This window comes from Methylobacterium sp. WL9, from assembly GCF_008040035.1.
In the GTDB taxonomy this organism is placed as follows: domain Bacteria; phylum Pseudomonadota; class Alphaproteobacteria; order Rhizobiales; family Beijerinckiaceae; genus Methylobacterium; species Methylobacterium thuringiense.
The window spans coordinates 1-16,069 of the sequence record NZ_VRVE01000090.1 but is presented as its reverse complement, the minus strand read 5'-3'; the positions used below and the strand labels follow the sequence as shown (position 1 = coordinate 16,069).

13 protein-coding genes and 3 pseudogenes are annotated in these 16,069 nt (G+C 61.6%); 5 read left to right on the top strand and 11 right to left on the bottom strand.

The window, feature by feature from the left end; all coding sequences use genetic code 11:
- Positions 1-346: 346 nt before the first annotated feature.
- From FV217_RS19145 to FV217_RS19130, 4 genes are all read left to right on the top strand, one after another.
- Entirely contained in the window at positions 347-955 is a 609-nt protein-coding gene (locus FV217_RS19145; protein WP_147818890.1) for an iron transporter, read from the top strand.
- A gap of 33 nt (positions 956-988) precedes the next feature.
- Positions 989-1,318 (top strand): cupredoxin domain-containing protein, encoded by a 330-nt coding sequence (locus FV217_RS19140; RefSeq protein WP_147818888.1) that lies wholly within the window; start codon positions 989-991, stop codon positions 1,316-1,318.
- Between the two features lie 85 nt (positions 1,319-1,403).
- Positions 1,404-2,735 carry a 4Fe-4S binding protein gene (locus tag FV217_RS19135; RefSeq protein WP_147818894.1) on the top strand — a complete coding sequence of 444 codons (1,332 nt, stop codon included), beginning with the start codon at positions 1,404-1,406 and terminating at the stop codon, positions 2,733-2,735.
- Between the two features lie 46 nt (positions 2,736-2,781).
- Positions 2,782-3,606, top strand: coding sequence for an FTR1 family protein (locus tag FV217_RS19130; protein ID WP_147818886.1), 825 nt, complete (start codon positions 2,782-2,784; stop codon positions 3,604-3,606).
- A 697-nt stretch (positions 3,607-4,303) separates the two neighbouring features.
- Here the strand turns inward: FV217_RS19130 and FV217_RS19125 are convergent.
- Together FV217_RS19125 and FV217_RS19120 are read right to left on the bottom strand one after the other, a co-directional pair.
- A pseudogene (locus FV217_RS19125) lies at positions 4,304-4,438 on the bottom strand (IS3 family transposase); the annotation flags it as partial.
- Positions 4,439-4,517: 79 nt separating this feature from the next.
- Entirely contained in the window at positions 4,518-5,669 is a 1,152-nt protein-coding gene (locus FV217_RS19120) for an acyltransferase (protein ID WP_147818884.1), read from the bottom strand.
- Positions 5,670-5,780: 111 nt separating this feature from the next.
- On the opposite strand from FV217_RS19120, the pseudogene FV217_RS19115 reads away from it, so the two are divergent.
- Positions 5,781-6,137, top strand: a pseudogene (locus FV217_RS19115) (IS66 family transposase); the annotation flags it as partial.
- Between the two features lie 367 nt (positions 6,138-6,504).
- Here the strand turns inward: FV217_RS19115 and FV217_RS19110 are convergent.
- The 9 genes and pseudogenes from FV217_RS19110 to FV217_RS19070 all read right to left on the bottom strand — a co-directional run.
- Positions 6,505-7,581: a glycosyltransferase family 4 protein gene (locus FV217_RS19110; protein ID WP_187272636.1), complete on the bottom strand. Its 1,077-nt coding sequence runs from the start codon at positions 7,579-7,581 to the stop codon at positions 6,505-6,507.
- A 47-nt stretch (positions 7,582-7,628) separates the two neighbouring features.
- A complete protein-coding gene (locus FV217_RS19105) occupies positions 7,629-8,867 on the bottom strand; it encodes an HAD-IIIA family hydrolase (RefSeq protein WP_147818880.1) in 1,239 nt (412 codons plus the stop codon).
- Positions 8,864-9,451: a D-sedoheptulose 7-phosphate isomerase gene (locus FV217_RS19100; protein WP_147818878.1), complete on the bottom strand. Its 588-nt coding sequence runs from the start codon at positions 9,449-9,451 to the stop codon at positions 8,864-8,866. Before FV217_RS19100 ends, FV217_RS19105 begins: the two co-directional genes overlap by 4 nt.
- A gap of 18 nt (positions 9,452-9,469) precedes the next feature.
- Positions 9,470-10,495: a GHMP kinase gene (locus FV217_RS19095; RefSeq protein WP_238232944.1), complete on the bottom strand. Its 1,026-nt coding sequence runs from the start codon at positions 10,493-10,495 to the stop codon at positions 9,470-9,472.
- Between the two features lie 142 nt (positions 10,496-10,637).
- Positions 10,638-12,029, bottom strand: coding sequence for an O-antigen ligase family protein (locus FV217_RS19090; protein ID WP_147818875.1), 1,392 nt, complete (start codon positions 12,027-12,029; stop codon positions 10,638-10,640).
- Positions 11,968-12,240, bottom strand: a complete 273-nt coding sequence (locus FV217_RS19085) for a hypothetical protein (protein WP_147818873.1) — start codon at positions 12,238-12,240, stop codon at positions 11,968-11,970. Before FV217_RS19085 ends, FV217_RS19090 begins: the two co-directional genes overlap by 62 nt.
- 107 nt (positions 12,241-12,347) lie before the next feature.
- A complete protein-coding gene (locus FV217_RS19080; RefSeq protein ID WP_246682982.1) occupies positions 12,348-13,577 on the bottom strand; it encodes a glycosyltransferase family 4 protein in 1,230 nt (409 codons plus the stop codon).
- A 314-nt stretch (positions 13,578-13,891) separates the two neighbouring features.
- A complete protein-coding gene (locus tag FV217_RS19075; protein ID WP_147818871.1) occupies positions 13,892-15,172 on the bottom strand; it encodes a nucleotide sugar dehydrogenase in 1,281 nt (426 codons plus the stop codon).
- 606 nt (positions 15,173-15,778) lie between these two features.
- Positions 15,779-16,069: pseudogene (locus FV217_RS19070) on the bottom strand (hypothetical protein); the annotation flags it as partial.

The window sequence follows — 16,069 nt, the reverse complement described above, 5'->3', positions numbered from 1 at the left end:
CACCCTGCGCGCCAACGTCGTCAACCTCACCGGAAACAACTACTGGGCCTCAACAGGACGCGGCGTCCTCTCACAAGGCGCGCCCAGAACCGTCCTCATCTCAGCATCCGTCGACTTCTGAAAAAGGAGATCGAGCTCCGTCGGGACGCGACGACGTCGGCGTCCCGCATCCGCAGACCCCGATTGAGACGCATGACGATGTCGCGTATCTGCAGGCGTTCCTCGCGCTGCCCGACCTGAAGCGGGCCTTGCGTGCGGCCCCCGGCAAAGGAGCTGTGCCAAAGGCGTCCCGCAGCGCGGCTGGCGCGCGTCACCACTCGCTCGATGGACGACAGGACTGCATCGCATGACCGAGACCCGTTCGACGGCCCAGGCGCTCACGGCTTCGACGGCGCGACGATCCCGCCTCGGCCGCCCCCTGCTCGCGGCCGCTCTGGCGGCTTCGGCGCTTGTGGCCGGAGCGGCCCTTGCCAAGGAGGTTCCGGTTGGCCCGCATGTGATCAGGAACGGTATCGAGGTCGGCGCGGTCTACCTGCAGCCGATCGAGATGGATCCGCCTGACATGATGAAGGCGGCGGCCGCCTCCGACATGCATCTCGAAGCGGACATCCACGCCGCCAAGGACAACGCCAACGGCTTCGCCGAGGGCGATTGGGTGCCGGCCCTCGAAGTCGCCTTCGAGGTGACGAAGCTCGACGGCGACAAGCCGACCGACCAGAAGGCGACCGGTACACTGATGGCGATGGTGGCCAATGACGGCCCGCATTACGGCGACAACGTCAAGCTGTTCGGGCCGGGCCGCTACCGCCTGAAGCTCACCGTGGCACCCCCCGGCCCGCACCAGCATTTCGGTCGCCACGTCGACAAGGAGACCGGCGTCGCCGCGTGGTTCGAGCCGTTCGACCTGATCCAGGACTTCACCTTCGCCGGGATCGGCAAGAAGGGAGCCTACTGAGTGATCGCCTCACGGATCCTGAGAGTGCCGCCCATGGTCAGTCGGTTCGCGGCCGCCCTCATGCTGGCCTGTCTCGCGGCAGTCCCGGCGCGTGCCGACGACATGCCGGTGATCAAGGTCGAGATGCGCGACGGCGTCATCACGCCGTCGACCATCGAAGTGCCGGCCAACACCCGCTTCAAGCTCGAAATCAGCAACACCGGCACTTCGCCGGTGGAGTTCGAGAGCACTGAGCTGAAGCGCGAGAAGGCGCTAGCCGCGGGTGCGACCTCGTCGATCGTGTTCCGCACGCTCGATCCGGGCACCTACGCCGTGTTCGACGATTTCCACCCCGAGGCGAAGGCCAGCCTGGTGGCGAAGTAGTCTCGCGAGAGCAAAGTTCTTGACCGTTTCCACTCTTCCCCGCGACGCCTGGATCGACGACCGCATCGCGGCCGTCGGCGCTTGGATGCAGGCACGGGCCGGCGCGATCCGCGCCGTGCAATGGGCGCTCGTCGCCGTCTACGTCGTGCTCGTCGCGGTGCCGGCCTTCCTGCCGCTGCCCGAGCGCAGCGCCCATCTCTGGAACGACCTGACGCTGTTCGCGCAGTTCGGGTTCTGGGGAATCTGGTGGCCCTTCGTGCTGGTCAGCATGGTTCTTGTCGGACGCGGCTGGTGCGGCATCCTCTGCCCCGAGGGCACGCTCACCGAATTCGCCAGCCGCTGGAGCCTCGGCCGCGCGGTGCCGCGCTGGTTGAGCTGGAGCGGCTGGCCGTTCATCGCCTTCGCCGGCACGACGATCTACGGGCAGATGGTCAGCGTCTACGGCTACCCGAAGCCGGTGCTGGCCGTGCTCGGCGGCTCGACGGTCGCCGCCATCGCCGTGGGCTTGGTCTACGGCCGCAACAAGCGGGTCTGGTGCCGCTATCTCTGCCCGGTCAATGGCGTGTTTGCGGTGCTGGCCAAGCTCGCACCGGTGAGTTTTCAGGTCGACGGCGCGGCCTGGGCGCGTTCTCCGAAGCCCCCTCGGGAGGCCGCCTTCAACTGTGCGCCGCTGGTTCCGGTGAAGACCATGCGTGGGGCCGGCGCCTGCCACATGTGCGGGCGCTGCGACGGCTATCGCGGCGCCGTGCGCCTCGCCCGGCGTTCGCCGAACCACGAGATCGTCCACGTTGCCGGTGACGAGCCGAGCCGCGAGCAGACCGTGCTGATCCTGTTCGGCATGCTCGGGCTGGCGGTCGGCGCCTTCCAGTGGTCGTCGAGCCCCTGGTACGTCGACGCTAAGCAGGCTTTCGCCACCTGGCTGATCGAGCATGGCGTGACCTGGCCGCTCGAGACGAGCCTGCCCTGGTTCGTCCTGACCAATTATCCCGACCGCAACGACGTGCTGACGCTGGTCGATGGCGGGCTGCTCATCGCCTATATCGTCGGCGCCGCCCTGGTGCTCGGCCTCGCCTTCGGCGGGCTGGTCGCCCTGGCGGTACGCAGCCTCGGTCCCTGGTCCCCGAACCGGTTCCACCATCTCGCCCAGGCGCTGATCCCGATCGCCGGCTGCGGTCTCTTCCTCGGCCTGTCGGCACTCACCGTCGGATTTCTGCGCGGAGACGGCATCGCGGTGCCGTATCTCTCCGAGATCCGCGGCGCGCTGCTCGCGGGCGCTGGACTGTGGAGCGTCTGGCTCGCCTGGCGCATCGCCGGCCTGACGGCGAGCGGTATCCGCCGGATCGCCGCGACGGCTTGCATCGCCGCCGTCGCGGCGCTCTCGACCTTCAACTGGATCCTGATGTTCTGGCTCTGGTAGCCGGCACCATCGGATTGCAACCAACGCACACACGAGGAACCCCGGCATGATCGGCGCCTTCGTCATCGCCTTCCGCGAGGTCATCGAGGCCGGCCTCATCATCGGCATCGTGCTCGCCGCGACGCGCGGCATTCCCGGCCGCGGGCGCTGGGTCGGGCTCGGTGTCGTCGCCGGGCTCACGGGCGCCGGCCTCGTCGCGCTGTTCGCTGAAGCGATCTCGGACGCCTTCGAGGGCGCGGGCCAGGACCTGCTCAATGCCGGCGTGCTGATCCTCGCCGTCGCCATGCTGATCTGGCATAACACCTGGATGAGCCGGCACGGCCGCGAGATGGCGGGCGAGCTGCGCGCCGCGGGCGACGCGGTGCGCAGCGGCCAGCGCACGGCCGCTGCGCTCGCCGTCGTCGTCGGCGCCGCGATCCTTCGCGAAGGTGCGGAGCTCGTGCTGTTCCTCTACGGCCTCGTCGCCAGCGGCACCTCGAGTGGCGAACTGCAGCTCGGCGCGATCCTCGGCGTGGGTGCCGGCGCGCTGCTTTCGGCCATCAGCTATTTCGGTCTCGCCTCGATCCCGAGCCGCCACGTCTTCTCTGTGACGAGCGCGCTGATCGTATTGCTCGCGGCCGGCCTCGCTGCGCAGGCGGCGCAGTTCCTCTCGAATGCCGGCGTGATCACCGTGCTCGACCAACAGCTCTGGAATTCCTCCGGCCTCCTGGCCGAGGGCAGCATCCCGGGTCGCGTCCTGCATGCCCTCGTCGGCTACACCGACCGGCCCAGCGTGCTGCAGGGACTCGTCTATCTTGGCGTGATCGCGCTGATGATCGGCCTGATGCAATGGGGCGCGGCCGGCAAACGGCGGCAGGTTCGCCCGGCCTGATCGCCGCATGTGGCGTATCTACGGGGGGCGGTTCACCGATGAGGGTGGCGGAGCCCAGTTTTCCCCAGAGGCCAGGTGCGTTGCCAGCAATCTGAAGGATCCGCCACCGAGGTGATCAGTGTCGGATTGAGACCACGCCCGACCGTGCCGCGGCTCTTCTCGGACCAATAGAGCCGATGCGAGACGTTGACGTCGTCATCCACGGGATCGTTCCAGATCCGTCGTCTGCAACGCGTGCCCGGACTTCGTAGAGGCTCCCCGAAGCCCTCCGAATCACGAACCAGTTCGACCACTCGTTATGTTTTCGGACAGATAGCGACTGGTCGCCCACTCTGCGGATCACACGATCCTCACGCCGGCAAAGTACCGCGAAATCGATGGAGGCCGCGTAGATCGCCGACTCAAGCAGCTCACCATCGGTCAGATTTGGAGCCAATGGATAAGATCGGGGTCAGACGCCTGGCTAAGCTGCGAGTTATTGCCGATACCTTGACGGTTCGGAACTCCCCACGGCGAAGGCCGAGAATTTCCAAGCGGCCGAGATCTCTTGCGTCGAAAAAGGTGCGTGAAAACACCGACTGTTGTGTATAGATTACATACAGTTCCGGAGGATCGTAGCATTGATTTGAAATCGCACCCGATCTATGGACTGCGCCTATAGGCGCTTTCAGAATTTGCGGTGACAAATTTAAGCTTACAGTCCCTCGTCCCGGCAGGTCCGGTAGGCTCGCTTGTGGTTCACGGCCCAGCCCTCCCGTCGCAACAGGATGTGCAGCCGCCGGGAGCCGTGGCGGACCCATGCGGCAGCCAATTCCTACAACCGCATCCGCAGCGCCACCTGAGATCAAACATTTAGCCTGATTTCACCTCACCACATCAGTCTGAAATTGCTCCGCGTTTTACACCCCGCCTCAGCCGGGAGCCTTAAGAAAGCGATACAGGCGGGAGCGGATCGGTGCCTCGAAGTAGAAGTAGCAGAGAGCGCTCAGCGGCACGATGGCCAACGAACTAATGACACGCGCAAGAAGCCACTTGTCCATTGTGATTGGGACTACGTATTTGTTTATCGCAAGCACGAGGAAAGCTGCATACGCTACTAACGGCACATGTAGCAAATACAATGAAAAAGATATTAATCCAAGCAGGTGTAGCGTCCTGCTTGCTAGAAGACGATAGGTCCAGGAGCCCGGCGCCACGTTGCAGACAACGATCAGTGGCGCCAGCAAAGCTAAAATCTGTGAAGGCAGCGCAGTGAACATCGATGCGAGCACGGTCGCAAGCGCCAACAAGCTAACCGCATCCGACACGCGCGCCTCCGCTTGCAGCGATGTCCGTAGCCGACAGAAGCGGTAAGCAAAAAATCCGGCCGAGAATCCACAAGCACCTCGTACCGTAAGACTCAGTAGCGCGAGATCCGGATTTGATATGGAGTTGCCATCCATCAGGTTTGGATCGAACCAGGCGATATAAGTAGCCACTGAGGCGGACATGCTGATGAATGCAGCCACCGCAAGACCGACTGGACCGATCCGAGCCATTAACGGCACGAGCCAATACAAGAGCGGAAACAGCGCAAGATACAGCAGGAACTCGACACTTAGGGACCATTGCGGTCCATTATACTCGACCCCGCTCCCAATCAGTGGCCATGAGTTCACCATCAAAATTTGGCGAAGGGTGTCGATGACAATTTGAATGGGCTCGAATACGATGCCCTTTTTTGCTAAGTTCAAGAAGAAGATAGGTGCGGTCAACGCCAGTGTCACGACCACAAGCGGCCACAAGCGAGCAATGCGACGCTTCATAAAATCAGAAAAATCGAGAGGCCCACGTTCCTGTCCATGCACGAAAAACATTGTGAAACCAGATAAGACAAAGAATATGTCAACCGCGGCGTTGTGCCAGTGGAATACGTCAAAGGCAGTGTTTACATCCTGAAAATTGTAGTGCCCCAATACAACAACACTAGCGCAGAGACCCCGCAGCCCTGTTAATCCAACAAGCTCGTCTCGTTTTACAAGAACGGGGTCAACGAAATCAACTTTGTCAGGCATGGCTAACATAATGCAATTCCGACGAGCTATTGTCTAGGAGAGTTCTGAACGGTCGGCAAGTGCTGGGCGAGTAATTGCTCACTCTCTTCTAGGGTCGGATTTCGCTGATTCCTTCTCACGATGGGCCGGAGCGATCTTGAGTGGCTGAGCCGCGAGGCGTTGATTGAACTGGTGCTGCGGCTGCAACGCCCGGAGACGACCTCACGCATTTCCTCGAATCCGCCCGGGACGGATCGCAAGCAGAGGCGGGAGCAATCGAAGCCCAATGGTGTCGAGCCGGGCTACGAAGGTCACAGCCGCCTGCTGAGCGACGATCCCGATACGGTAGTCGATCATTGCCCCGACCGGTGCTCATGCTGCTGCGGAGTCCTTCACACAGATTTGCCAACCGAGGTCATCGGCGTCTCCGAGCGGATCGGGTTGCCGAAGGTGGCACCGTTTGTCACTCAACATTGGCGCCTTGCCGTCCACTGCCCAGACCGCTAGGCAATCGCCGCCGGCCCCGGCGCGCGGGCGTCGCATCCAAACCACCCGGCGGATCTGCCCGCTCCAAAAAGCGTGCCACCTCGTCCAAGTCCGCCTGAAGCACCATGCCCTTCCAGCGCGACTGGTGGCGTATCCGATGCCGGTCCGTCCACATCTGCTCTTCGTCCCGCTCTACCAGACAGAATTTGTGTTTGCACGGGAGACAGATCGGGACGTTTAGATAAGTGCCTCAGCTAGAGCAGTTTCCGCGAGTCGAAGATCACGGAAGTTTCTCTAGCTCTTTGTGCGGTCGCATTTTCTTTATCCGAATCGGGAACTACTTCGCTCGAAAATGCTCTAGGCTCTCAGAGGCCCATCTTTACAGCGATTTTGCGATCGCTGCCATCTGTAGGCCGACCTTGGTCCACGCGAGATGAGTGCGTGCATGCTCCCGTCCTGCTGCCGCTCGCAAGCGCTTGGCTGGATAGTCGGCGACGCAAGCGCGCAGGGACGCGATCACATCAGCCGGGTCACGCGTCCCCACATAATCGACGTACTCGCCGGCGTAGTCCCTGACGCCGCCAACGTCGGAAACGATAATCGGTAGCGCGCAAGACAGGGCCTCCATCATTGCGTTGTTTGCCGTAGCGTCGATCAAGGGCAGAAACATCGCGTGGCAGCGGTGGTAAAGGGCAAGCAGCGCCTCGTCCGAGATGTTGCTATACCACCGTACGTTGTTGTAGCGCGCCGCTCGGTAATGAGCGTCAGTGGTTCGGGCCGCGGTTGGCAGCACGAGGTGCCAACGGAAGCTCGGCGTCTCGGCGGACGTGCGCTCGATTGTTTGAGCGACGAGATCAAAGTCGCGCAGCCAATCGCCGACGACGCAAATGTCAAACCCGTCTTGGATCGCCCGATCAGCCTCCGGGGGCCTGAAGTACGTCACGTCAACGCCGTGGTTTACGAACGCAACTGAGCGCACACCGAGTTCGCGCTCCACGTGATCGCGTGATTGCCGGCTCAGCGCAATTACCGCATCGAAATCGTCCAGTACGCCCGCAGAGATGGCGTTGAGGCGCCACCAGCTTGGGGGCTGGTGCACCATGCCGACGAGGCGGCATCCGGGATGGGCCTGCTTGATAAGGCCGAGCCGGTCGTGGAACTTCTCAATCGACTCGCAGAAGACGACGTCATAACGCTTCTGACGTGCCTGGCGGATTGCTGCGCCCTCCACGAGGCTGGCGCTGGGCGTGTAGTAGGGACTCCAGCCCGCTTGCTGCGGAGGCTGGCCCATCAGGCGCGGTATTAGATGGCTGAAGCGGTCCAGCGCGAGCGCCGCTTTAGCGGTTCGACTGGGCTTGGCCACGTCTACGGCAAAGTTCTGCTCAAGGATCGCATGCAGCGGCTCAAGCCCGCTATGCGCGCCGTGGTGCGCATAGCGGGCCGTGATGAGGAGCATGCTCGGCTTTCCCGTTGTCGCGGCTAAGGGAACGGGCATCGGTGCGATCATTGGATTTCGTTTTTTAAGAGGGCACCAACGAAACGCGAGAGATCGCCGCCGGGAAAGAGGTGGCCGACGATCCCGGCCCGGCGCGCGGCCTCCAGGTCACCGTCCTTGTCCCCAATCATGAAGCTGCGTTCCAGATCCACGTCCCAGTACTTGAGAAGATCGAGAAGCATACCTGGCGCAGGCTTGCGCCAGTCACTGTCGCGTCTATAGGCCTCTACGGCCGCTGTCGCTAGATAGGGGCAGTAGCGGACATCGTCTAAGTGCGCACCGGCGTCCCGAAGTTCGTCCGCAACTTCCGCGTGCAGTGCACGCACGTTGTCCTCGCTGTAATAGCCGCGCGCCACGCCGGCTTGGTTGGTGACGAGAAAGACGTAGTGACCGGCATCGTTGAGCTGGCGCACCGCCGCAATCGCGCCGTCAATCCAGCGAAAGCGCTCGCGGCTGCCGACATAGCCATCGTCGTGGTTGAGCACACCGTCGCGGTCCAGGAAGGCAGCGGGACGCCGCAGCCGCGTTGGCACCTCTGTCTGAGCGCGCGCGAAGTCGTCGGGCACGCCAATGTCGATGAAGTAGCCCTCGCACACGAGGCCCGCGACTCTTCGCTGGGCCACGAGGTCAGGAAGCACGTCCCGCTCCAGCGAGCAGCGCGGCGAGAGGTGGGGTAAGATTGAGCGCCGTACCAGGTAGACGCCGGCGTTCACGAGTCCGGGTCCCGGCGCGTCCGGGCGCTCGGAAAATCCGGTAACGAGCGGCCCGTCGCAGGTGACGACGCCGTAGCGCGATGCGTTCGCAAGTCGACGCAGCAGAAGCGTTGCCGGGACCTGCGGCCCCGAAGCTGCGTCAGCTGCAAAGCCTAGCAGGCCAACATCGAGCCAAGAGTCGCCGTTAAGAAGCAAGAATGTCTCGCCGATTTCACTGGCGGCGTGGTGCAGGGCATGATGCAGCGCGCCTCCGGTCCCAGCTCGCTCGGGCTCGACCAGCACGCGCACGTTGAGGCCAAAGCGGCCTACGATTGAGGTCCCGGCAACGTAGCTGTGTATTTGGTCGGCCTCGAACGAAGCGAGGAGGACGATGTCGGTGATGCCTTGGCGACCGAGTTCGAACAGCAGAACGTCAAGGAATGGCCGGCCGCCGACCGCAAGCAGCGGCTTTGGGGTCGCGGCGGTAAGCGCGCCGAGGCGCGTTCCCTCACCACCGCAGAGGATGACGGCCTGCTTCAACACAGCAGCGCTCATGCGCCCTCTGCCCGCGGGAACAGTCGCTCCTCGACGAGGCCGCAGACGATGTGGGCGGCCGTAATGTGAACCTGCTGGATCAGTGGGGTACTATCGGAGGGCACGCGCAGGCTGAGGTCGGCACGCATGAGCATCTCGCCGCCGGATCGTCCAGTGAAGGCGATGACCTTGAGGCCGCCCTCCCGCGCTGCATCCATAGCGCGCAGGATTGATGGCGAGCGGCCCGAGGTCGATATCGCCAGGAAGACATCGCCCGGACGACCGAGTCCAAGAACTTGACGCTCGAAGACGCGCTCGTAACCGTAATCGTTGCCGATGGCGGTGAGTACCGAAGTATCGACGGTGAGCGCCAGCGCTGCAGCGGGAGCACGGTCGTAGTTCAGGCGCGACACAAATTCTCCGGCTATGTGTTGAGCGTCGGCCGCACTGCCGCCGTTGCCGGCGATAAGGAGCTTGCCGCGCGCCCGAAGCGCGTCGGTGACGACATCAGCGGCGTCCTCCACCGCGCGCACAAAGGAGGCGTCGTCGATCGCCGCCTGGAGGACATCGCGCGAGCGCGCGAGGAAGTCGAGAATGGCCTTCACCTTATCACCTTTCCGATCCTATTGCGCGATCTGCCAAGTCTCGCAGCCCTCGTGCATGAACTTGACTGGGCTCGCCTTACAAGCGCTCTCGTTGAGCGCCCCTAGTAGACCCAGTCGGTCGTCGGGACGCACAACGAACATCATGAATCCGCCGCCGCCCGCGCCCGAAACCTTGCCGCCGAGTGCGCCGTTGCGCATAGCAAGGTCGTAGATCCCATCGATATGGCTGTTGGTTACGCCCCGTGCTGTCGCCTTTTTGGCGATCCACGACCGGCTCAGGATACGACCGATCTCTTGCACATGCCCCTGGAAGATCGCACGCTTCATCTCGATCGCGTCGGCCTTCAGCTCGTGCAGCGCGTCGACCGTGGCACTTAGATGCGATGTCATGCCGGCCGTCTGTTGGTCGATGATTGCGGCCGATTCGCGCGACTGACCGGAGAAGCAGATGACAAGCGAGGTTTCCAGCTCGTTGACGTAACGGGAGGGTACCCGCAGCGGGTTCACGACGACACGGTCATCGGCCAGGAACTCGATAAAGTTGATGCCGCCGAAGGCTGCCGCGTACTGATCCTGCTTGCCGCCGGAGAGCCCGAGATCGATCCGCTCGATTTCGAAAGCAAGGTGAGCGACATCGTTCTGCCCGAGCGGCAGGTCTAGGTGCACTCGAAGCGCGTCGACCATCGCGACAACGAGCGCTGAGGACGAGCCTAGGCCAGAACCGGCCGGCACATCTACCGTGCTCGTGATGGTGAGCGGCAGAGGATGACCGCCGTTGAACATACGGCAGATGCGCTGGTAGACGCCGCGATGCAGCGCGAGCGAGGCGCTATTGACCTCGGCCAGATCAAGGGTTTCCCGCCGGCCTAGGTCATGGGCCAGGAAGGCAACCTTGCCATCATCTCGATCGGCAATGAACGCATAGGCGAAGCGGTCAATCGTACAGTTGAGAACAGCGCCGCCGAACTCGTCGCAATAGGGACTGAGGTCAGTTCCTCCCCCAGCTAACCCCAGCCTCAGCGGAGCCCTCGCCCGTGTGATCATGGCCACCACCATCTCCGCAAAGCTACCGCTAGACAGGGAGAAGTCCCGGTATTGCCGTTAAATCAAACAATTAGACTGAATAAGTCAATGAGAAATATTTAGTTTTGAAAGAAGATCGCTGCAGGATCATCGATCATTAGATTTAGGTAGGTTGAGCTGCGCTTCCAGTGCGCCGCCGGCCGAAGTCAGTCGCGCCTAAACTTCGTGGCTTTCCAGGGGCCAAATATTGATTCGGCTCGGACTGGACCTGCCACCGTAGGAAGATGAAAGACGTCAGGCATAGACATCCGACCGAGCTGGTCACCGAGAACGCGGTCGCCTCGGTGTAGGCGAGTACTAGGGTACCCAGGGCCAGCAGCAGAAATGCGCGACTTTCGAGGCCCCCAGCTTCGCACGGCAAGTCCCGACGCAAGCCATCATAGACCCAAAGGCAGACCGGGACGAGGAAGAGCACCGTTCCCACAAGTCCGGTGTCGAGAGCCAGGGTCAGATAGCTCGACTCCACTCCAGCTGCCATTTTGCCGAGATACTGGCTGGCAAGACCATTAAAAACGGAGCCGCCGAACGCGTTGAATCCTTGTCCGAGGAGCGGTGCATCGAAGATCGTATCCTGTGCAATGAACCAGAGATCGACCCTGCCGCTCAGTCCGGCATCACGCCCGAAAAGTCCGAGAATGCCGTCCAGGGAATAAGTGAACACGACGTAACTGGCCGCCATGAGGACCATCAGAATGGCACCGAAAAGGTCGGCTGAAACGCGCTGCCTCAGCGATAAGACAGCATAGGCAATCAGCATGAAAAAGGTCGTGCCGATAGCCGTAGACGACCCGGAAAAAATTAAGCAAAGCGTCGAACAGGCCAAAACGAACCCGTTGATTACAGATGACCCACGTTTGTTGATTAGCAAAAATAAAAACCATGTGCTGCATACGGATGCCCAGAAACCAAGCGTATTCTTGTGAACGAAGATACCTTTCCAGCGACCCGCATGGCTGAACTGTATGACCTCCGTTCCAGTATGAACGCCGATACTTGGTAACAGGATCGCAACAAGCGCGCTGAGAACGAGAAAGCAAGCGCAGAGCAGCGACAGAAGTCCGAACAAGGTCTCCTTGCCCAATGCGGACACGCAGCAGGACACGGCCCAGATAAACGCCGTAAACTGTAAAGCCTCCCGCGCCGACGTCTTGAGGTCATCAGACCACGCGCTTGAGATGAGAGCGAAGATCGCGAATGGCAGCAAGCCGACAGGGAACAGGCCAATCAGCCTCCCCAATCCATTCAGATAGAAGGCGGCTCCCAGACAGCAGGCTGCTACCAGACAGCGGATATAGACGAGATTTGCACTGATAGGGTCATCGACGTTGCTCGCCTGTAGCCGATTGAAGAACACGTCCCGCCCGATCGCCGCGTAGGATAGGATGAGGAGCACGAACAGGAGGCCGAATATTCGGCGGCCGAGATCGGGCAAGCTATCTGTGGAACGCGACTGCAAGGCAATCATCGGGAAGGACCCCCAGATCAAGTGGATCATTGCGGCTCGTTCCGCCAGCACGACTGTCGAGCGCCGCGAGCAGCAGCCGCGTGTCGGAGGTGCGGTTCGATGCCCAAAATTTCTTAGTATCTGTTAGACGGCCTGTCTTGCGATCACTGTTTTTCAGGCGCCGCGTCGGGTCCACCTTCATGCGCCTCCAGATGGAGGCCAACGCTTGCGAAAGCCCAACAATGCCGGGTTTCGCCTCCATGACGTCTCCGGGCAGGCACCTGATAGCGTCCAGATGCCGGTGACGAACGAGAGCGCGTGTCATCAGAACGTCCGACGCGATCCGGTTCGACGAGGCCGGACACGGCCTTAGTTCACATGCTCCACGATAGACGTCCGGGAACGGAAGAGCCGCCTGATCCGGGCGATCCAGGACCGCTTTTCCGGTCGCTCCAGCAGGTCGGCGTAGAACGTGGTAAGGGTCGCCGCCTGATGGTTCCAGGCGAATTGAGAGCATACCCGCTCATAACCCAGAGCTCCCATCCGCTGGCGCCGGTCCGGTTCGCTGAGCAGGAGATCCATTTTGCTAGCGAGATCCATAGGGTCGTTCTTTGCTGCGTAGAGAGAGGCTTCCCCGGCCGAGGCGCGCCCCTCCGTCACGTCGAACTGTACGATCGGTAGCGAGAAGGCCATGTATTCGAGGATCTTGTTCATGGTCGACTTGTCGTTCATGGCATTGACCCGGTCCGGGTTCACCCCGACATCGGCCGTCGACAACACGGAGATCAGTTTGTCGTCCGGAACGCGTCCCAGGAAGTCGACATAGGCAGAGACGCCGCTTTCCTCTGCGTATTGCTGCGCCTGATGGAGCGCCGGACCGGCGCCGACGATGCAGAACTGCGTGTCCGTGCGGCCCCTGACCGTGACAAGGTGGCGGATCGCGTCGATGAGGAGATCCAGGCCTTCCTGGTTGCCGATCACGCCGACATAGGCGACCAGCAGGTCCCGTCCCTTCAACAGGGCCGGATCTCGCTCGCCGCGCTTCAGGCGCGTGAGGTCGGGCCCGCTTCGCACCACCGCGACGCGATCGGGGCGCATGCCCCCGCGTTCGACGGCGATGCGGCGATAGCTCTCGTTCGTCGCGATCGATGCGTCGGCGGCGGCGAATGTCAGGCGCTCGAGGGTCAGGAGGGCCTGGCGGACGGCTCGCGCACCGAGCGACCCCGCATCGAACTTCGCTTCGAACAGCTCCGGGCAGATGTCGTGATGATCGAAGACGAACTTCACGCCGAGCAGCTTGAACGGGAAGGCGACGAGGAAGATCAGGTCCGGAGGATTGCAGGCATGGATCACGTCGAAGCGACGCTTGCGGAATATCGTCCAGGCGAGGCGTGTCTGGTGGAAGAAGGCCGTCCCATACTCGGCGACATAGCCGGCCGACGAGGCAGCTTCCGTCAGCGGGTGCCGATGGATCTCGATCCCGTCGACCACTTCGTAAGGCCGGTCATAACCCTTCATCTGCGGGCAGATGACGCTTACCTTCGCACCGGCGTCGCGAAGGGCGCAGGCTTCCTGCCAGACCCGCCGATCGAACGGCACCGGCAGATTTTCGACGATGATCAGAATCGTTCCGGTGACGGAGCGTGGCGGGCGACGCACAGGGGGCGACCCTTCGGTCTCGGGGAAGGCGTTCACGGGCACCGTTCCTTATTCACGGATTGAGTTTTCGCCGCACGAGCCGACCGCGACCGAGCGTTTCGGTTGGAGTGCGCACCGCCGAAATCGGCTCCGGTTCTGCGGAAAGCGCACTTTGCGCGCCTCCGGAAACTCCCGATGGCGCCTTGCAGCGAAGCGGGAGTTTCGCGAGCGATACTGCGCGCCAAGACCGCGGAGGCCGACCTGATTTGGACGGCCTAGGCCCGGCGCTCGGCATGCATGAACTCACGCAGGTTGAACCGCTGTTTGGCCTGCGTATGCAGCCCGAGATCGTTCCCGGACGTATCGACGACGAGATCGTATAAGGTCGTCTCGGCCTCGCGCCGCGCGATCAGGAGATTGCTGAGTTCGGGCAGCTGCGAGTATGCGTAGCCGAGGTTTTGGCCGAGCAGATGTTCAGCGCGGACGTTCGGGTCGTAAACGGAGACCCTGAAGCCTGCGTTCAAGAGTTTGCGCGCGAGATCGACGTTCGGACTTTCCCGAAGATCGTCGGTGTCCGGCTTGAATGCGAGGCCGGTGAGCAGCACGAGTGCACCAGGCGTCACTCCGCTGATGCAGGATTGGAACACGAAGTGCTTGTGCGCCTCGTTCGTCCTGATGATCGAATCGACCACCGGAGTGTTCGCGCCGATATCGGAGGACAAGTACTGGAGCGCGCGAACGTCCTTCGGCAAACAGGAGCCGCCGAAGGCTCCTCCCGGGCGTAGATAATAGGACGAAATGTTGAGCTTCGTGTCGGAAACGAAGATTTTGTAGACCGTCTCGGCATCGATGCCGAGGTTGTAGCACACGCGGCCGATCTCGTTGCCGAACGAGACCTTCAGAGCGTGGAAGGTGTTATCGACGAATTTCGTTAGTTCCGACTCCTTGAAGCCGGTGTAGAAGCGCTGGGCATTGAGCTTCGCGTACAGCCTCTCGATCGTATCGGATTTTGCGCCGTCCGCTGTGCCGACCACGATCTTCGGCGGATTGTCGTAGTCGAAGATCGCGACGCTCTCGCGCAGGAACTCGGGATTATAGACCAGCTCGATCTTGTCTCGGATGTCCTTCAGCGTCGCCTGAAGAATCGGCGTTACAAAGTTTTCCATCGTCCCGGGCCTGACCGTGCTCCTGTAGACGACCGTGAGTGGCGTCCCGCGGCGATCTTTGCAGGCTACGGCGATCTGCCGCGTTACCTCGCCGACGAAAGTCATGTTGTGGGAGCCGTCGGTGCCGCTCGGCGTGCCGACACAGACCAGGGCCAAGTCGCAGGATGCGAGAAGACCATCCGCTAGCTGCGATGCATGAATCCGGCTCTCGGCGACACCCGTCGCGATCAGTTCGGCAAGGCCGGGCTCTTTGATGGGGCAGCGGCCCGCCAGCAATTCCTCGACCTTATGAGGGTTGGTATCGATACCGATCACCTCGTGACCGTCTCTCGCCAAGCAGCCGACCGCGGTGAGGCCGACATACCCGAGCCCGAAGACTGCAATTTTCATGGTGAACCTCGATATGGCAGTATTCTGCGGTGTGTCTGGCGGATAAGCCGAGCTCCGATCAGTCATCTCGCCAAAAATCTATCTTTTGGTGAGATAATTCCGAGCAGTTTTTGCTCGCTGCACCGCAATAGAGGCTATTCTGGATTTCGCAGTATTTTAGTCAAGTAAGATCACGGCTCGATAATGACGTATATCTTTGTCGGCGCGATCCGCGGATTATTCGATGTGTCGCAATGTTGGGCGATCTGTGCCCGACGAAGATTTATTCGTGAAATTTACGATTTCTTAGTTTGTTGTCGCGGTAGATCACTGCACTCAAGCTGCGGGGTGGGAGCGGACCTCCGGAACGATAGGCCGGTCGTGAAATGCCTATAGGCTTTCCGAAGCCGGCAATCCGACTACAGGCTGCGACAAAGTCCGTGTCGGCCCTCCAGAGATGAGCACTTGACTGAAATCGCTAGTTCCGAACGCTGGACTCGGCGCATGCCTGCTGAGGCTGCCGGCAGGCTTCCACAGCCTGTCTAGCGAGTTGATCGACGCAAGCATCGTGAGCGGCAGAATCGCGGCAACGGACCGTATTCCCGAGGCGTCGATGCGGGAGGTGGCTCACGGTGGCGGAACGTGGGACATCGCGGAGCTTAGTTTGCGTTCGATGCACCCCTTGAGCGAGTGGTCGCCGTCCAATGCTAGGTAGTTAATACCGAGTGGGACGTCTGCGGCGATGTCTCTGAGGGGGATCGCGTCGAATGCTGCAAAAAGCTCCGTCTTGACCTCTCTCCATTCTGGTCTGTTTTTGAGGACCTCGCAGAGGGCCTTGATCATGCGTGCGGAGAGCATTCCGGGTTCGTTGTTGGCGGTCTGTGTGACGCATTGCAGGGCGGTGATGAGGGTGTCTGC